16 protein-coding genes, 1 riboswitch and 1 other annotated feature are annotated in these 17,557 nt (G+C 51.4%); of the genes, 7 read left to right on the top strand and 9 right to left on the bottom strand.

Translation table 11 applies throughout. The annotated features are described in order from the left end of the window. Positions 1-2 precede the first annotated feature (2 nt). On the bottom strand, positions 3-473 hold the full coding sequence (locus EVJ29_RS12180) for a DUF2243 domain-containing protein (RefSeq protein WP_131490618.1): 471 nt from the start codon (positions 471-473) through the stop codon (positions 3-5). Between the two features lie 160 nt (positions 474-633). Here EVJ29_RS12180 and EVJ29_RS12175 point away from each other — a divergent pair, with 160 nt between their 5' ends. Continuing rightward, a complete protein-coding gene (locus EVJ29_RS12175; RefSeq protein WP_236633532.1) occupies positions 634-1,581 on the top strand; it encodes a DUF4003 family protein in 948 nt (315 codons plus the stop codon). Between the two features lie 20 nt (positions 1,582-1,601). Here the strand turns inward: EVJ29_RS12175 and EVJ29_RS12170 are convergent, their stop codons facing one another. The 4 genes from EVJ29_RS12170 to EVJ29_RS12155 all read right to left on the bottom strand — a co-directional run bounded on the left by EVJ29_RS12170 (position 1,602) and on the right by EVJ29_RS12155 (position 6,313). After that, positions 1,602-2,324, bottom strand: coding sequence for a YwiC-like family protein (locus tag EVJ29_RS12170; RefSeq protein WP_131490616.1), 723 nt, complete (start codon positions 2,322-2,324; stop codon positions 1,602-1,604). A gap of 80 nt (positions 2,325-2,404) precedes the next feature. Next, positions 2,405-3,040, bottom strand: coding sequence for a YitT family protein (locus EVJ29_RS12165; RefSeq protein ID WP_070329202.1), 636 nt, complete (start codon positions 3,038-3,040; stop codon positions 2,405-2,407). A 255-nt stretch (positions 3,041-3,295) separates the two neighbouring features. After that, positions 3,296-5,419, bottom strand: coding sequence for an MMPL family transporter (locus EVJ29_RS12160; RefSeq protein ID WP_070329201.1), 2,124 nt, complete (start codon positions 5,417-5,419; stop codon positions 3,296-3,298). Between the two features lie 102 nt (positions 5,420-5,521). Beyond that, the gene (locus tag EVJ29_RS12155; RefSeq protein ID WP_131469050.1) at positions 5,522-6,313 is read right to left on the bottom strand and encodes a hypothetical protein; all 792 of its coding nucleotides are present in this window, start codon (positions 6,311-6,313) and stop codon (positions 5,522-5,524) included. A 139-nt stretch (positions 6,314-6,452) separates the two neighbouring features. Here EVJ29_RS12155 and EVJ29_RS12150 point away from each other — a divergent pair, with 139 nt between their 5' ends. Next, positions 6,453-6,617 (top strand): YycC family protein, encoded by a 165-nt coding sequence (locus tag EVJ29_RS12150; RefSeq protein ID WP_016509685.1) that lies wholly within the window; start codon positions 6,453-6,455, stop codon positions 6,615-6,617. Positions 6,618-6,632: 15 nt separating this feature from the next. Here EVJ29_RS12150 and pulA read toward each other — a convergent pair whose 3' ends face one another. Then, positions 6,633-8,627: a type I pullulanase gene (gene pulA, locus EVJ29_RS12145; RefSeq protein WP_131505160.1), complete on the bottom strand. Its 1,995-nt coding sequence runs from the start codon at positions 8,625-8,627 to the stop codon at positions 6,633-6,635. A gap of 69 nt (positions 8,628-8,696) precedes the next feature. Here pulA and EVJ29_RS12140 point away from each other — a divergent pair, with 69 nt between their 5' ends. Both EVJ29_RS12140 and EVJ29_RS12135 read left to right on the top strand, forming a co-directional pair. Beyond that, complete coding sequence (locus tag EVJ29_RS12140; protein WP_034780837.1) at positions 8,697-9,188, top strand: YajQ family cyclic di-GMP-binding protein; 492 nt, start codon at positions 8,697-8,699, stop codon at positions 9,186-9,188. After that, positions 9,185-9,763, top strand: a complete 579-nt coding sequence (locus EVJ29_RS12135; protein WP_070329198.1) for a metallophosphoesterase family protein — start codon at positions 9,185-9,187, stop codon at positions 9,761-9,763. Before EVJ29_RS12140 ends, EVJ29_RS12135 begins: the two co-directional genes overlap by 4 nt. An 83-nt stretch (positions 9,764-9,846) precedes the next feature. Here the strand turns inward: EVJ29_RS12135 and EVJ29_RS12130 are convergent, their stop codons facing one another. Continuing rightward, the gene (locus EVJ29_RS12130; protein ID WP_131490615.1) at positions 9,847-10,287 is read right to left on the bottom strand and encodes a hypothetical protein; all 441 of its coding nucleotides are present in this window, start codon (positions 10,285-10,287) and stop codon (positions 9,847-9,849) included. 524 nt (positions 10,288-10,811) lie between these two features. On the opposite strand from EVJ29_RS12130, the gene EVJ29_RS12125 reads away from it, so the two are divergent. Further along, a complete protein-coding gene (locus EVJ29_RS12125) occupies positions 10,812-11,240 on the top strand; it encodes a cytidine deaminase (RefSeq protein WP_131490614.1) in 429 nt (142 codons plus the stop codon). Between the two features lie 177 nt (positions 11,241-11,417). Here EVJ29_RS12125 and argS read toward each other — a convergent pair whose 3' ends face one another. Further along, on the bottom strand, positions 11,418-13,100 hold the full coding sequence (argS, locus tag EVJ29_RS12120; RefSeq protein WP_131490613.1) for an arginine--tRNA ligase: 1,683 nt from the start codon (positions 13,098-13,100) through the stop codon (positions 11,418-11,420). 53 nt (positions 13,101-13,153) lie between these two features. Next, positions 13,154-13,365: a binding site (T-box leader), on the bottom strand. Between the two features lie 156 nt (positions 13,366-13,521). Here argS and EVJ29_RS12115 point away from each other — a divergent pair. Together EVJ29_RS12115 and EVJ29_RS12110 are read left to right on the top strand one after the other, a co-directional pair. Further along, positions 13,522-15,201: a GGDEF domain-containing protein gene (locus tag EVJ29_RS12115; protein ID WP_236633531.1), complete on the top strand. Its 1,680-nt coding sequence runs from the start codon at positions 13,522-13,524 to the stop codon at positions 15,199-15,201. A gap of 98 nt (positions 15,202-15,299) precedes the next feature. Further along, positions 15,300-15,395: riboswitch (SAM riboswitch) on the top strand. 71 nt (positions 15,396-15,466) lie between these two features. Next, the gene (locus EVJ29_RS12110) at positions 15,467-16,750 is read left to right on the top strand and encodes a Na+/H+ antiporter NhaC family protein (RefSeq protein ID WP_070329196.1); all 1,284 of its coding nucleotides are present in this window, start codon (positions 15,467-15,469) and stop codon (positions 16,748-16,750) included. A 36-nt stretch (positions 16,751-16,786) separates the two neighbouring features. Here EVJ29_RS12110 and EVJ29_RS12105 read toward each other — a convergent pair whose 3' ends face one another. Next, a complete protein-coding gene (locus tag EVJ29_RS12105; protein WP_131441650.1) occupies positions 16,787-17,419 on the bottom strand; it encodes a TVP38/TMEM64 family protein in 633 nt (210 codons plus the stop codon). Between the last annotated feature and the right edge of the window lie 138 nt (positions 17,420-17,557).

Raw genomic sequence — 17,557 nt, 5'->3', positions numbered from 1 at the left:
ATTTATCTTCCTTCTTTCACAAGTAGCTTCCGTTTCTGCGTTTGGTTAAAGAGCACTAAACCACCTATGAGAATGACGAGGGCCGTAACATTCCAAACGAGGTCATATGGAAGAATCTCAACGCCATAACGAATCTGATGAATTTTCAGTAGTTTGTGATGAATAATCCCATCGTAGAGTTGAAAAAAACCAACGCCGATCAGGACGCCACTGATCCACCGCTTCATCCAAAATGACTTTCTTCTCCGTAGGTCTGCCAGGAGGAACAAGGAAGCTACGGTCGCAAACCAACTGAACGCATGAAATAACCCGTCTGAGAATAAGCCGACGGCAGACGTCGATTTATCATAGAAATGATGCCACGCCAATAATTGATGAAATACCGTCTCATCCACAAATGCAATCAGGCCCAATCCGAACAGAAATCCCGAACCAAGGTTTCGGAACGCGTATGCATACGGACTACCTTCCATGTTTCGGCACCTCCAAATTAATAACAAAGTTTTCGGACATATTTCGATTCCCTTTTGTTTACTAATTAAACGCCGTCCTAATTTAAGAGCAGAAACAATATCACTTTTATGAAACGTTTAGCCCAATTTTTCCGTACGAATAGAAAAAGGAGGGATTTTTATGTTGGCTCGTTATACGCTTTACCTCGATTCGTTCGAAGCCATCAAAACGGCGACCAAATGGGCACTCACTGACGACTTCCGGCGTTTGATGGCCGTCAACTACGCCATCCACGACACCCCGTTCGATCCAAATCGGTTTGAACAGGCGCAGGCGGCCGTCAAACAGAAAACCGGCTTGTTCTCCAAATTTCGCGGTAGCAACAACCTCGTCTGGTTATCGTTTCTCGACGCCAGGTATGAAGACGTCGGCCCCGCGATTGACGAAGCACTTCGTCTCGACACGCTGCTCGACCGAAAACATTTCCGTTTCAGCGCGCTGCGGCCGTTCCTCGCGAGCCAGTTGATCAACGTCGACGAACCGGAACGCAGGCTCGATGAGGCAAGCGCCCTCTATCAAGCATTTAAACGCCAGCATCCGTGGCTCACGAGTGAAGAGGATCTGCTGTCGGCACTCGTCCTCGTGCAAGCGTTCGACGACCACACTGAACTGAACGAGCACATCGAATCGTATTACGAGGCGCTGAAAATCCACTTACCACGCTCGAACGAACTGCAGCTCGTGTCGCATTTGCTCACGTTCAGCAAGTTGGACCGAGACGACGCCGTCGCTCGCTTCTTGGACTGGCGCACCCGCCTTGAAAACCAACAGCTTGCCGTCAAGAGTGAGCAGCTACCGTCGCTCGCCTTGCTCTCGATTGTCTCGGCACCGAACGACCAAGACGAACAAGCGATCCTCGACATCACGAACGCTGAAAAAGAGCAGCAACGCTGGTTCAACACGCACGGACTAAACATCGCCATCCAACTCGTCGCCGCGGAACATATTACCGAAGATGCGAGCGACCTGCTACTGAACGGGACGTTCGCTCATTTGCTGGCGATGCAACAAGCGGCCTCGGCGGCAGCAAGCGTCGCCATCATCGCGAGCACGTCGTCAAGCGACTAAAAAAAGAAGGGTTGCCCCTTCTACGTGTAAAGATATACGCTCAAACAGATTAAAACGAACACCGAGTTCACAATCTCAAAGATCCCGATTTTCATGATTGGGATCTTTTTGCCGTAGAAAACGATCGCCCGGACGAGGCTCGGCGCGTATGCGAGCGCCAAGACCGAATAGCCGAACGCGATGAACGCTGCGACGAGCATGAGGTGATACCCCCACGAGATGTTCCGGTACAACGCGCTCTTCTTCTCCCGAATCATCGTCTTGACGTAAAAGATACTGCCGAGGAAATACAAGTATGGCAAGATGAACAGCCAGACGATCGTCGCGCCCAACGTCTGCGCACCCAAGTAATAGCTCGCCATCCCACCGATACAAAATGACGTGACGGCACTGACGTCGTTCCAGACGTTGCGCTCGTCTTTGATTTTGGCGAAATAGGCGTTGACGAGACCGAACGGGATCATCGCGAGGACGAACCAGACGAGACGCCACTCGGTGATGAACACCGGAATGGCAGCGACTGTCGCAATCACGAGATACGTCACGACCATTCGCAACAGCTCAGCCGACTTCTTCCGTTGCTTCACGTATTGGAACAAGAAAAACGTGCCCATGTAGACGAACAACCAAGCGATGGCGAACGGTAAGTGCGCGAGTGTCCATCCTCCGACGATGCCGCCGAGTAAGAACGGTAAAATAAGCATCGACCAGGCGCCGTGCTGTTTTGGAATCATCCATTTCATGTGACTCACTCCTTCTATAATCAGTTTAGAAGAACGGCGTGGGGAAAACTGTGACAAATTTTACAAAACAAAAAACGATCTCAGGCGAGATCGTTTTTTGGTGTTAGTTTGGTCACACTTGGTATGGCTACTTCGACAGCGTCTTCCGTCAACATCTTCGTGACGACACGACCCGCGATTGAGACCGCGATGAGCGTGTAGAGCGCGTTCGAGAGCGGCAAGTAGATGAGCGAGATCGCAAGAACAACCACATCGAAGGCGATGAGAATCGTTCCGACCGATACGCCGGACCACTTTGACAGACCGAGTGCGAATAAATCGTCGCCTCCGGTCGCTCCACCTGACTTCAAGACGAGACCGAGACCGTAGCCGGTCACAATCCCACTCGCAATCGCAGCAAACAGTGTCGCCGGCCAGACCTGGATGTCAAACGTCAACAGGTCGAGTCGATCCCACATCGCATAGCTGAGCGAAAGTGACGCCGCGGCAAGCACGGCTTGTCCGACGAAGCGCCAGCCTTTCCACCAAAGAGCGATTAAAAAGAAGGGGATGTCGAGTACGATCATCGAGATCGCCGGATCGATATCAAATAAATAGCGGCCGAGTAATGCTAACCCGACAAAGCCCCCTTCTGCCAAACCAAACTGTTCATTCAAATAATAATAACCGAACGCCATGATCAGCGTTCCGAGCACTATGGTAGCAACTCGTTTCATTCCGATTGTCCTCCCCGTTTTCAACGGAGAGGAGGATCCTCAGTCGTAGCCGCGGTTCCATCTGTTCCATCTCCGATCTTCCGTTTGTTGATTTTTTACATCGATGTTCGTCTGTAAAAACTCAACGCTAGAAGTCCGGCAATTGAAACAGAGGCCATGTCCTCTCGGTGTCCATAAAGACCTTCCTTTCCCAAATTGCGCGTAATCATGAGACCATTTTAACATACTCTCGCGACTATTTCATTAAATGTACATTTAGTGTAGATTACGTTTCGGTAAATCCTTCTTCCCGAACCACCACCAGTTCCAGTCGCCGAACAGTTTCATCAAGGACGGGACGAGCAACATCCGGATGATCGTCGCATCGATGAAGATGGCGAGCGCGATACCGACCCCGAGCTGTTTGATCGGGCTGACACCGGTGAAAGCGAACGCGCCCGTGACGACGATCATGATAATCGCGGCCGACGTGATAATCTTGCTCGTCTTAGCGAGCCCCATCTCGGTCGCATAGTCGTTATCCCCGGTCTCGCGGTAATACTCCTCGATCCGTGAGACGAGGAACACCTCGTAGTCCATCGACAGGCCGAAAACGAGCGAGAAGATGAACACCGGCGTCAAAATACTGATCGTCTCGGCGTCGTAGACGTAGCCCGACTCAAAGATGATGACCAATAACCCAAACGTCGCCCCGAGTCCGAGCACGTTCATGATGATCGCCTTGATCGGAATCAAGATCGAGCGGAACGCCCACATGAGGATGACCATCGTCGCTAAAATCACGGTCACGACCGCATAGGGGATGCTGTCGTAAATCTCTTCATAGATCTCTTCGTTGAAGGCGGCCGGTCCGCCGACGTCGAAGCCTTGGTCGCGCCAATCGCGGACGAACGCCTGCGCTGCTTTATCACTCGGCGGCACGTCGAAGCTGACGTTGACGAGTGCGAGGTCGGTATTCCCTTCGAGCGTGACGAGACGTTCAAACGCCTCGAGCTGTTCCGGGGCGACTTGAACGAGCTGTTGGAATTCCGCAGCTGTTAAGTTTGATGCGGTCAAGAACGTCGTGACGTTGTCGACAATCGGGTCTTCATTCAACTCGTCTGTAAGGGTTGTCAACTCGTCAAGAATCATCGAGTCGGTCAAATCGTTCGTCTCAAACAACAGCACCGCATCGGTCGACGTCTCGCCGAACACATCGTCCCACCGCTCGAGGGCGGCCCGGGATTCGTACGACGTCGGGAGCGCATCGGCGTCCGGGATGTTCAGTTCTAAGTCGCGGACGAACCAAAGGCTCGGCAACAAAAGGAGCAACGCGACGAGCGTCATCACGACCGGACGCTTCATGACGAACCGGGCCAACTTTTGCCAGCGCACTTCAGAGCGCGTCTCGTTCGTTCTGATGAGACGTCCTTTATTGATGGCATCGCCGACGATATAGAGCGCCGACGGCAAGAGCGTGAGCGCCGATAAGACGGCACCCGCGACCGCAATCAAGGCACCGAGCGCGATCGCTTGAAACACATCGACTTGAATGAACAACAGTCCGGCGAGCCCGACGAAGACGCACAGTCCTGAGAACAGGATCGAGCGACCAGCCGTCGCGACCGTCCGGACGATGGCCGCTTCCCGTGACAGTCCTTTGGCGAGCTCTTCACGGTAACGGTTGACGAGCAGGAGCGAGAAGTCGATCCCGAGCGCAATCGCGATCATCGCGACGGCATTCAATACGAAAATCGATAGCTCCATCGTCTGCGTGAAGAAGAAGAGCGATCCCGCCGCGACGATGAACGTGATCAGTCCAACGAATAAGGGCATGAAAGCGGCGAGCGGTGTCCCGAAGACGAGCAGGAGGACGACGAGCGCGACCGGGATCCCGATCAATTCGGCCCGGATCAAGTCATTTTTCGATGCCTCGTTCAAATCTTGGGCAAAGACCGGCTCCCCGGTCAACCGGACTTCCGTGTCCGTATCTCGAATCAATTCAGCACGAACGTCGGCAATCGCCGCCTCGGCCGCTTCCTGGTCCTCGAACTCGAGCACGAAGTACGCGGCGTCACCTGAACGCGCGTCCGGGTTCTCCGCTGGCGTGATGACGCCATCGACGCCTGAAACAGATTCGAGCCGTGTTTTTTGTTCGGCCATGACCGTCTCTAAGTCACCGCCTTCAAGCAAGACGATCATCGAAGCGCCGGCCCGGTCGAACCGATCGTTCAACGTGTCCTCCACTTGCGCGAAGCGACCATCTTGAACCGCAAACCCGTTTCCTCGCAATTCCCCAGGCAACTGCAATCCGAAGTAAATCGAGACCGCTAATAACACAGTCCACACGGCGACCACCCAAAAGCGCCACCGCACCAAATTTTTACCTAACCGTTCCATCCAAGTCCACCCCTCTCCATCTAAGAAGACTGTTCCCGTTTCGCACGAGTTTCATCAAGTCTTCGCAAAAAAATCCTGAACCGTGAGTTCGGTCCAGGAACGTCAACGCTCGAACACTTGTAGCCAACTATGGCAAAATCGTCGAGGCGTCGATAATACGACGAGGCGGTCTCCCGACTCATCAAGCAACATCACTTTCAATAATTCACTTTCGGCACATACGTCAGAAGCAAACAGCAGACGGTCACGCTTGAACAGCTGGAACGACGTCATCGACGTAATCGCTGTCGTCGCACCGACCTGGTCGACGATAACCGTATCATAATCGCCGCCGTAAGGAATCGTCCATCGTTCACCCGCTTCGACCTGCTCGACCATGAATTGCTGATTCAATTCATCGTAAAGCGTGACGAGGCCCGGGGCCGTGAATCGCTCAAAATCATAAATCGGATGATAGGCTAACTCAATGATGGCGCCAAACTCCGGCGTCTCCTCATAGCGGCTATAGCGGAACGTGTGGTCGGTCATGTTTAACGCCACGATGTCAGATTCCGCCGAGTAGAGAAATAAATCATCTCCTCGCCAATGACATAAATTGCTGAACCAATCGTCATGAAACGTTTTTGGGATTGGGTGACACTCCATCATGCCTTGCTTTAAATCAATGACTCCATACGTTTGCATGTCTCGGAACAGCGCGACGGCTTTTTTTCCATGTGGTTCAATATATAGTGCGCAAGGTGCCGATTTCCACTCGAGTTCCCATCTGATTTGGAACGTTTCGTCGAAAAAGACAAATCCGGTTTGCGCCAAATACAACATCCATCCTCCACCGACGCGCTCTAACCATTCAACCGTCTGATGAAACTGATAGTCTGCTACTTGTTTGTACATTTGATCACTTCCTAGTTTCAGCTTAGCAACGACCGAACGGTTTTTCGATTTTGAATGTGTTCACACGACACATTCTCACTCGGTCCGTTTTTGCTGTATACTGGCTGTAGCAAACCTGAATTTAGAAAGGAGAAACCACATGCGCCCACTACAACTGTCTCCCGAGACGGCGGTCGAGCTTGCCAAAAAGTTGAACGTACCGCTTGAAGAACTCATGCATATGCCAAAACATATCCTCGTTCGGAAGATGATGGAGCTTGAAGCATCTAAGACCGAGCCGAACGAAGAAAAGGAGACGGAATGACGTCTCCTTTTTTTGTTACCCTTGTTTATTCTTCCGTTTTTTCGCGACGTACCAGAGTCCAAGGATGGCAAGCGCAGCCCCACCGGCGACGGCGTACTTGCTGTAATCCGGACGGCGTTCTGTCACGACGAGCGTCGACAGCGGCGCGACGGTGAGGTGCCGGTCTTCGACGAGGCGTGGCGCCGTCAAGTTGACGGTATGGTCCTCGACATGAACTTCGAACTTGCCTGCTGGCAGCTTCACGTCGACCGGTACTTCGAGTCCGTTATGGTAGACGAGATGACGCTCGACATAACCTTCGACGTGACGATGAAGTTCGTAGGCGATTATCCCTTCTTCTTCGTCAAAGAAACGTAAGTGCTTTCGAATCTGTTCGGTGTTCTCGAGACGGAACAACGGATACTGTTTGCGTAAGTTGATCAAGCCTTTCACATATTCGACGCTCGGCGTCTCTTGCTCGGCCCGGGTCCAGTCCAATCGGTTGATGACCTCGCCCGATTTGAAACTGTTCTCGTCCCCGTCTTTCGTGCGGAAAAACTCTTGACCGCTGTGAAGGAACGGAATGCCTTGACTGAGCAGGACGATCGTCGTCGCAAGACGATGACGGCGGCGGCGCGTCGTCTCATTGTCGTCAGGACTAGCGGCGGCAAGTTTGTCCCAAAGCGTCAAGTTGTCATGGCATTCGACGTAGTTGACGACTTGGTTCGGCTCATCGGCGAAGCTTTGACTCGTGACCGCACCGGCGATCCCGCGCTTCACGTCAGCCGTCAGCTCGGCGTTGCCGCTGATCCAGCCCGGCAAGTCTTCGATGAACACGTCACCACGGATTCCGTCCCGGATTGCATCGTTGAACTGGGCGATACGTGGCATTTTATGGGCGTTGTGTTGGTTTGCCTTCTTACGAACTGCCAGTGGTGTATCGAGATCCCAGCCTTCTCCGGTGACGAGGATCGAGGGATCGATCCGGTCGAGTGCTTTGCGGACTTGGTTCATCGTCTTGACGTCATGCAGCCCCATCAAATCAAAGCGGAAGCCGTCGATCATAAACTCTTTGGCCCAATACGAGACGCATTCGACGATCAGCTTGCGCATCATCGCCCGCTCTGACGCCGTATCGTTGCCGCACTCCGAGCCGTCGGCAAGCGTCCCGTCCTCGTTCAACCGATAGTAGTAGTCCGGCACGAACTGGCCGAGCGGTGTCGTCAAAGCGTCATACGTATGGTTGAACACGACGTCCATGATGACGCGGATCCCGCGGTCATGGAGCGCTTGAATCATCGCCTTCAATTCGAGGATACGGGCGGCCGGGTCATCCGCTGTCGAGGCGTACGAACCTTCGACCGCGAAATAATGGACCGGGTCATAGCCCCAGTTATAGTTCGACTCGCTTTCCCGCGACTCGTTGACCGAACCGTAGTCAAAGAACGGCATAAGTTGAAGGTGGGTCACGCCGAGCGCTGTGATGTAGTCGAGCGCTGTCGGGTATCCGTTTTTCGTCTTCGTGCCGGCCTCGGTCATCCCGAGGAATTTACCACGGTGCATGACACCGCCATCCGGATGGCTCGTCAAATCTCTCACATGTGCTTCATAAATGACCGCTTCTTGCGAAGAGTGGAAGAGCGGACGTTCTTTGACCCAATGGTCCGGGTTGATTGAAGACGGGTCGAGCAGGCAGCCCCGCTTCCCGTTGACGCCGACGACTTTCGCATACGGATCGAGGGATTCGATGCGTTTGCCGTCAACGATTGCCTCGAACACGTAAAACTGACCTTCGAATTGCGCCCGGTCAAGCTCGACCATCCATGTCCCTTTTTCGGCCCGTTTGAGCTCGATGCGATCAAACTTACGCGCCCGCGCCGTACGATAAAGCTTCACTGTCATTTGCTCGGCTACCGGCGACCACACCCGCAGACGGATGAGTTCACTTTTAAACGTCACCCCAAGGTCTTTTCCATGATATGCAACGTGATCCAAGTCTACATTTGTCTGTCTATCGATTGTATGTTCCATCGTTTCACTCCTTCACTGCTTCAAATCTGCTATCATTATAACAAAACCCATACAAAGGATGGATGAAACATGGCAAAAGACAATTCTTTTGATATCGTGTCAGAAATGAACCTCGAAGAAGTGAAAAACGCGATCCAAATCGCCGAAAAAGAAATTTTGAACCGTTACGACTTTAAAGGGTCGAAGAGTGAGATGTCACTCGATAACGGTGACCTCGTCCTCGTCTCAGATGACGATTACAAACTCGAACAATTAAAAGACGTCATGATCTCGAAGTTGATCAAGCGCGGCGTGCCGACGAAAAACCTCGACTATCAAAAAATCGAACGCGCACTCGGCGGTACCGTCCGTCAACGTGTCAAGTTGAAGAGCGGAATCGACAAAGACGATGCCAAGAAGATCAACAACGCCATCAAAGAGTCGAAGTTGAAAGTGAAATCGCAAATTCAAGACGATCAAATTCGTGTGACGGCCAAGTCACGGGATGACCTACAAGCGGTCATGCAACTCGTCCGTGAGCTCGAGTTATCGGTCGATGCCCAGTTCACGAACTACCGATGAAACTCGCCATCATCAGTGACCCGCACGGTTCGTTTGATGATTTGAAAGCCGTCCTCAAGGCGGTCAGGCGCGAGACCGAGCACATCCTCTGCCTCGGCGACTTGTACGAGTGCCATATCGGCAAAAAACGGCGCAACGAACGGTTTCATGACGTCTCTGACGTCATGACGTTTGACGAGCAGTATGAGGCGCTCTTGACGTTCCCGAGCCTGCGCGGCAACCAAGAAGAACGGATTGACGAAGTGCTCATCGTGTCGCACCCTGTCAAGACCCGCATCTCATTATTGCCTGAACAGACGACACTCGATGAGGCGCTGTTCTTACATGGTCACCAAATCGAGTGGAGCGCCGACTGGGAGCCGATCGTCGAAAAAGGCAAGTACCCGCTCGTCTTCATCGGGCATAGTCATATTCCGGGCATCTACCGGAAAGGCCGCTCGATTCCCTGGGAAATCGGGACACCGTTCAAGTTGAAGAAGAAGCGCTACGTCATCAACGTCGGCGCCGTCATCTTCGACCGGGAATGGTGTCTGTATGATACGAAGACGCGAACAGTTACGCGGATGAAAGCATAAAAACACTCCGAACGCATGCGAACTGCACCTTTGATTGTTAGACACATCTAACAATCAAAGGTGCAGTTCATTTTAAGGATGATTTATTTTACTTGTACATTTTCCCAACCCTCTTGAGTATGTGCTCGGATAATCTTACCTTCATTAGAAATAAAAGTTACATTCTTTCCATCAATTTTATATGTCGTTTTAGGATATGTTATTTTTAATTTGTCATACTCAGGGTGATCGTACATAAAATCATAGCCAAACTCTATAAGTGGTGCTACGTCTTTTATTTCATCGTACAACCACTCATGATTTTCTTCATATTGATTTGCTAGTTCTCTCTGTTGACGTTCCAATTTGTATATTTCGTCTTTGGTCATCGTCATAGATTCAGTTGACACTTGTTTTGTATGTTGAATTTTCATTTCACTATACTCATTGATCAGGGTCGGAACGATTGCAACTACAAGTACAATAAATATCAATAAACCTGTGTATGTCGCCTTCTTACTCTTTTTTTGAAGTACTTTTTTCATATGGTTCTCTCCTTGTACGTGCACTTACGAACGAAGTATTTCGTTTCGGAGAAAAGCACTCGGCCAATCGTCAACCGAACCGAACATCGCAATACGAATAGACCCGAAAATGCGTTCCAACTATGTTTTAATATCTTCTCAAGCATTCTTCTATCCCTCTCCTCAATCGAGTTAACTTATCGGTGAATAAATCACGTTAAGAGCTGAATCAAAGTAAACCGATACACTAACTTTCGACATTTGGAAAGGATTGCCTTTAGAAGAAGTCGTTTATTAACGATGTCGTGCGCCAACTTAGAATGGCACAATATATGCCACTTTTGATGACATCATGAAAACGCTAGGTTTTATCTGGTCTATCATAGAAAGTGATAGTAATTGCACCTTATACTCTTTGAACCTTTATCTCTTCCATACTATTAAAAACAAGATCAAGATGCTTGAAGAAAATCCCATCTCAAAAATAATATGATAATATTTCAAACGAAGGATAAAATGGTATTTTTCTACAGGAGGAAATTGATTTGAACATTGAGAAGGAACTTTACGACGCTACTGTAGCATTTATCAAACAACGATACCCTGTCGGTTGGGGCGGTGCTGCAGCTATGTATACGGATCAAGGTGATGTGCTAATAAGCGTATCGCCAGAAGTTATTAACGCTTCAACCGAATTATGTATGGAGACTGGGGCAATCCTAGAAGCTCATAAGCTAAACTCTAAAGTGACTCATTCGATATGCGTCGTTCGTGATGATGAAAACGCTAACTTCAAAGTGCTCACACCATGCGGCGTCTGCCAAGAAAGACTTTATTACTGGGGTTCACAAGTAAAGGCGGCAATAACTTCAGACAAGAACGAATTAATCTACAAAAAATTAGAAGAAATCCAGCCTTTCCATTGGACAAAAGCATACCTTGAGATTGGAATGGAAATCGAAAAAAGATTGTGAAAAAGGGATGAATTCATCCCTTTTTCACGTTTATATAGATGATTACAATGCAAGATGAATCAAGGCAAAATTAAAACTGAGCCCGGTGTAGTACCGGACCCAGTTCGTTCACGCAGCCTAAATGAAATAACCGTGTCTAACTTTCAGGGGTCACTTCAGCGTTCGGAATGTTTTTATTTACATTTCTTCTGGAGCTTGGACACCGATTAAACGGAGTCCTTCCGTCAAGACGATCGTCACGGCTTTGACGAGCGCGAGACGCGATTGTTTGCCCGCATCTTCTTCAAGCACACGGACGTGGCCATAATACTTGTTGAACGATTGCGCCAAGTCGAGGACATAACGGCTGATGATCGACGGCTCACGGCGCTCATGAGCACGCGTGATGACGTGTGGGAACGCGTTGAGCATCGTCACGACGCCCCACGTGTGGTCGTCGTTCGCACCTGCGAACGTCGAACCGTCGTAGTTGCCTTTACGGAGGAGCGAGTTCGCCCGTGCGTTCGTGTACTGCACGTAAGGTCCCGTCTCCCCTTCGAACTTGAGCATGCTGTCGAGGTCGAACTCGATGTTGTTGATGCGCTCATTCTTCAAATCGTGGAAGATGACGGCGCCGACGCCGACCATACGAGCCACGTTCTCTGCGTTTGGAAGCTCAGGGTTCTTCTGTTCGATGTTCGCTTGCGCTTTCTCGATCGCTTCTTTCAATACTTCTTCAAGTAGGACGATGCGGCCTTTACGTGTCGACATCTTCTTCCCTTCTTGCAAGATCAAGCCGAACGGTACGTGGTGCATGCCGTCGACGAAGTCGTAACCGAGCTTGCGGAGTACCGAGAACAACTGTTTGAAGTGGAGCGCCTGCTCGCCACCGACGACGTAGTTCGCTTGGACGAATTTGTACGTCTCATGACGATAGACGGCCGCAGCCAAATCACGTGTCGCGTAAAGCGTCGCGCCGTCTTTCTTTGTGATCAGGCAAGGTGGCAAGTTCTCGTCTTCAAGCGAGACGACCATCGCCCCTTCACTCTCGACGAGCAGGTTCTTCTCTTCGAGCATGGCGACGATCCGGTCCATCTTGTCGTTGTAGAACGCTTCACCGTGGAAGCTGTCAAACTCGACACCGAGGAGATCGTATACTTTTTGGAACTCTTTGAGCGACTCGTCACGGAACCACGTCCACAGTTCGGTCGCTTCAACGTTACCGTCCTCGAGCTTTTTGAACCAAGCACGGCCCTCGTCTTCAAGCTCAGGCTGAGTTTTCACTTCTTCATGGAAGTGAACGTATAGCTTTAAGAGCTCAGCGATCGGATTTGCCCGGACCGCTTCCTCATCGCCCCACTTCTTATAAGCGACCATGAGTTTCCCGAATTGTGTACCCCAGTCGCCGAGGTGGTTGACACCGACGACGTTGTAGCCGTTTTTGCGAGCGATCTGGTTGATGGCGTTACCGATGACCGTCGAGCGCAAGTGTCCCATCGAGAACGGTTTGGCGATGTTAGGTGACGAGAAGTCCGTGACAATCGTCTCGTTGCGTGTCGCATGCGTCGCGTAATCCGCTTGCTCGTCGAGAACCGTGTTAATGATTTCCTGCGAGACGACGTCACGGCTCAAGAAGACGTTCACATATGGACCGGCCGCTTCAACTTTTGTGAACAGTTCGTCGTTCAATTCACCGGCGATGTCAGTCGCAATCATGACCGGCGCTTTCCGGTACGCCTTGGCGAGTTGGAAGCATGGGAACGCGAGATCCCCGTGCGCCTCATGTTTTGGTTTTTCAATCAATGCCTCAATCTGGTCGAGCGTGAGTTCGTCACCGATGACACGTGACAGAGCCTCCGCATACTTGCGTTCATAACTCATGTAAATTTCCTCCTTCAAATCTAGTCATAAAAAAAACGCCCTTTGCACAGATGCAAAGAGACGGGTTGGCCCGCGGTACCACTCTTCTTGCCTGCTTTACACAGACCACTTTAACGGTGATAACGGGGGGCCCCCGGCTACGCCTACTCGCTTCGGATAGCATCTCAAAAGTGCGTTTCGCGATGTTTGTCAGCCTAGGCTCTCACCAATCCCTAGGTCGCTTTGTTGACTAAACGATCGTTACTCTCTTTTTCATCGACTTTCGTCTATGTGGTTGAAAAGCAACTTCATTATAGAGGATATTTGATGTAGACTCAATGCTAGAATTCAGCCATTATGATGAATAGGCAGGACTTGGGCGCAACCGTGCCGAATCTCCTACCATACATATGAGAAGACTTTTCCCACACAGGAGGGAACTATGAATCATTTTCGCAAAATGTCCGTCCTCGGTTGGAGCATTTGGAGTTTGATCGTTTTACTGACCATCACCTTGTTTACAACCGGTGTTCTTGATATTCCGGCGATCGAGCCGCTTCCGTTCATCTTGATCGCGCTGCTCGTCGTCATTTTCCAAATGGACTCGATTGAACGAAAAGGCATTTATTTCACGTTTTCAGAAAGCATCGTCCTCATCATCTTTTTATTCTTTGATTTTGAGACGGCGCTCCTCGTCAACCAAATCGGACTTCTCGTCTTTCAGTTCGCCAACCTAAAACCGCGCGTCGCGCTCCGCCGCTTTCGGTTCACTTATCCTTGGAACGCGATCACGTCATTTTTAGAAATCGCCATCCCGGCAAGTGTTTACTTGGCCCTCGGAGGTGAAACTGGTCTTGGCTTCTATTCGCAGGATTCGTTCGTTCCGCTCGTCGGTCTGATCATTGCCATCATTTTGAACACGGTCGTCCAGAAGTATCAGGTCGGCTGGTGGTTCCGCGTCGATATCCCGGTCCGTGATTTTTTGAGCATCGCGTTTTACACATACATCGTCAGTTTGGTCTTCATCTTCGCCGCGTCGTTCTTCCGTGAGACGAACTTGCTCGTCGTCAGCAGCATCGCGGCCGCCCTCACGTTCTTTATTAAGCGGTTGATGATTCAAAAAGGGCGCCAAGACGCGTTCAAGTCATTGATCGAACAGTACGATGAAGCGAAAGAGGCCGTCTCCCTGTCTCAAAGCGAGGCCCAGGCGATTGAAGTGTTCTTGAGTCAATGTGAGCGCCTCAACCAATATGATAAAGGGTTTGTCGAGTTCGTCCTGTTCGACCGAACGCTCTATTTCGATTTGTTGACGCGACAGCCGATCGACCGTCCGCTCGTCTTCGACTTGATGGAAGCGCGCCATCCACACGCCAAGTCTGTCGATTATGAGATGCGCTTCGAATGGGACGCAGCGTTGTCAGATGCGTTTCATGACGATTACCACAGCTTCATCTCGGTCCAGTCAGAAGAGATTGACGGGATTCGCACACGTATCGTCATGATCGGTGAACACGTCTATGGCTATCCGCCCATCATTCAAAACGAGATGGTAAAACTGTTGAAATCGTTCAACCGAACGATCAGCCGATGCCACGAACGCGACCGCCTATACACGGAAAGCCGCACCGATAGCTTGACGCTGCTCGCCAATGCGCGCGCGTTCTACGAGTATGGGATTCAACAAATCTCGGACGGCTCGATGTACCCGATCTCGGTCGCGATGCTCGACATCGACTTCTTTAAAAAAATCAATGACACGCACGGTCACCAAGTCGGAGACAGCGTGCTCCAAGAGTTCGGGCGGCGAATCCGGCAAATGCTCCGGACCGATGACTTTGCGGCCCGTTACGGGGGCGAGGAGTTCATCTTGCTGCTCAATCATTGCGACGTCGACCAAGCCGTCGATATCGCCGAACGGATTCGGCAGAAGATTGAAGATAAGCCGTTCCGTGTCGATGGGGTCGATATTCCCGTGACCGCCTCGATCGGTGTCGATACGATTCAAGCGTTCGGCGACAAACGGCTTGATGATACGATTCGTAACGCTGACCGGGCCCTTTACGTCGGCGGCAAGTACGCCGGTCGTAACCGCGTCGCCCATTACAACTTTTTGACGACATGACTTCCCCCCGCGTCCACTGGCGCAGGGGGATTTCTGTTGACAACCCGATTTGAAACAGGTACGTTAGGAAACGTGTCTAACAACTACATCATGACGACTTTTTATCAAGAGAGACGGAGGGACTGGCCCTTAGATGTCTCGGCAGCGGGTAACCTGTGCCAAATCCAGCGAGCGTTCTGCTCGAAAGATGAAAAGGGTGTCTCTTACAGAGAGAGCCTTTTTCGGAAGGCTCTTTTTTTCTACTCTATGAAATGAGGTGAATCGATTGGAACAACCAACAGCTAACAAATGGGCACTCTTGCCCTTGCTCGTCTTCCTCGTCTTCTTCATCGGGGCGGGTATTTATTATGGCGACTTTTACAAGTTCCCGGTGCTGATCGCGGCGTTGATCGCTTTAATTGTCGCTGCGATGATGACGAAAGGAAGCGTCACTCAGACCGTTGAGCGCATCGCCCAAGGTGCCGGTAATCCAGGCATCTTGATCATGATATTCATCTTCCTGCTCGCCGGTGCGTTCTCGAGCGTCGCCGGTGCAATCGGTGCGATTGACGCGACGGTCAATGCGGCCTTGACGTTCCTGCCACCGTCACTCTTACTGAGCGGACTGTTCGTCATCGCCGCTTTCATCTCGATGGCGATGGGCACATCGACCGGTACGATTGCCGCGCTCGCCCCGATCGCGCTCGGCATCCATCAAGAGAGCGGGGTCAATATCGCGATCGCGGCCGCGGCCGTTGTCGGCGGGGCCATGTTCGGAGACAATTTGTCGTTCATCTCGGATACGACGATCGCCGCCGTCCGGACACAACGGACGAACATGCGCGACAAGTTCCGGACCAACTTTTGGATCGTGCTCCCGGCCGCAATCATCACGACCGTCCTGTTAGCCGTTCTCTCAAGCGGAGAGTCGACGATTGAAGTGGCCGCGTTCGAATGGTACAAGTTGATTCCGTATCTCGCCGTCATCGTCCTCGCCTTGACCGGACTGAACGTCATCCTCGTTTTGCTCGGCGGCATCGCGCTCGCTGGCATCATCGGGCTGATTGACGGAAGCTTGGCCGTCACGTCTTACGTCACGGCGATGGCCGACGGCATGATGGGCATGGCCGAGATCTCGCTCTTGACGTTATTCATGGGCGGACTCGTCGGACTCATCTCGCATAACGGTGGACTCACCTATTTACGAGACGCACTCACGTCACGGATTCAACGCCGGGCTGGTGCGGAATGGAGCATCGCCGGGCTCGTCAGTGCGACGAACGTCGCGACGGCGAACAATACGATCTCGATTCTCGTAGCAGGCCCGCTTGCCGCGAATATCGCCGATACGTATGACATCGAACGGAAAAAGTCAGCGAGCGTACTCGACATCTTCTCGTGCGGGGTACAAGGACTTCTGCCTTACGGGGCGCAGCTCCTCATCGCCGCCGAGTTGACGAACACGGCGTCCCCCGCCCTCGTCCCGTATATGTTCTATCCGTTCCTCCTGTTCATTTGCGGAGGCTTGGCGATCGTCTTCAACTTCCCACGTTTCAAAAAAACCAACTAAGCAAAAATCCTCGAAGGCGGTCGCCTTCGAGGATTTTTATGTTCTCGCTTCACGTTTACGTTTGAGCTCTTCGTTCCGTTTTTTGAAAGCGCGCCGTTTGAGAAGTTCTTCGAGACCCCGGCTGATCGCCCACAATACGAGCAAGAGCAAGCCGAGCATCGACAAGCGGAACGGGCTTTGGATGAACTCTTGCCACTGATCACCGATGACCGAGAAGATGACGACGACGAGCAGTTTCCCGAATCCGGCCGCCAATACGAACGTCCGGAGCGGCATTTGAATCAAGGCGAGTAAGTACGTGATCAAACTGACCGGGATGAACGGCAACGAATATAAGAATCCGAGCGAGATTGGACTCATATGGTTGATGCGATCGAGCCAATAGACACCCTGTTTATGTTTTTCGAGCCAACGCGTCATCGGTTTGCGGAACACGTATCGGACGGCGGCGAACACGAGGAGCGTCCCTGCCAAACTGCCGATCCACGATAAGAGCACACCGAGCCAGAAGCCATACGTGGCCGCGTTCGCCGAGATGATCAAGACGAGCGGGAGGAACGGGAAAATCGCTTCCAGGAACGGGGCCCCGAGTCCAGCCCAAGGACCTCCCGGCAGTCCTTGGAGCCATTCGATGATGTTCAATATATATTGTTGGAGTGATGTGAGCATTTCAGTTTCCACCTTCGGCTTTCGTTACTACCTTTTACCCGAATTCGTTCAAGAGGACGCATCCCCCTGCCCTCCTCAAAAAAAAATAAAAAGTATTTGCGAAATTTCACTGTGATATCTATCATATAATAATGGACT

Source organism: Exiguobacterium sp. SH4S7 (assembly GCF_004336795.1).
GTDB classification, from domain to species: domain Bacteria; phylum Bacillota; class Bacilli; order Exiguobacteriales; family Exiguobacteriaceae; genus Exiguobacterium; species Exiguobacterium aurantiacum_A.
The sequence above is the reverse complement of the archived record's forward strand: the minus strand, read 5'-3'. Positions and strand labels throughout refer to the sequence as shown.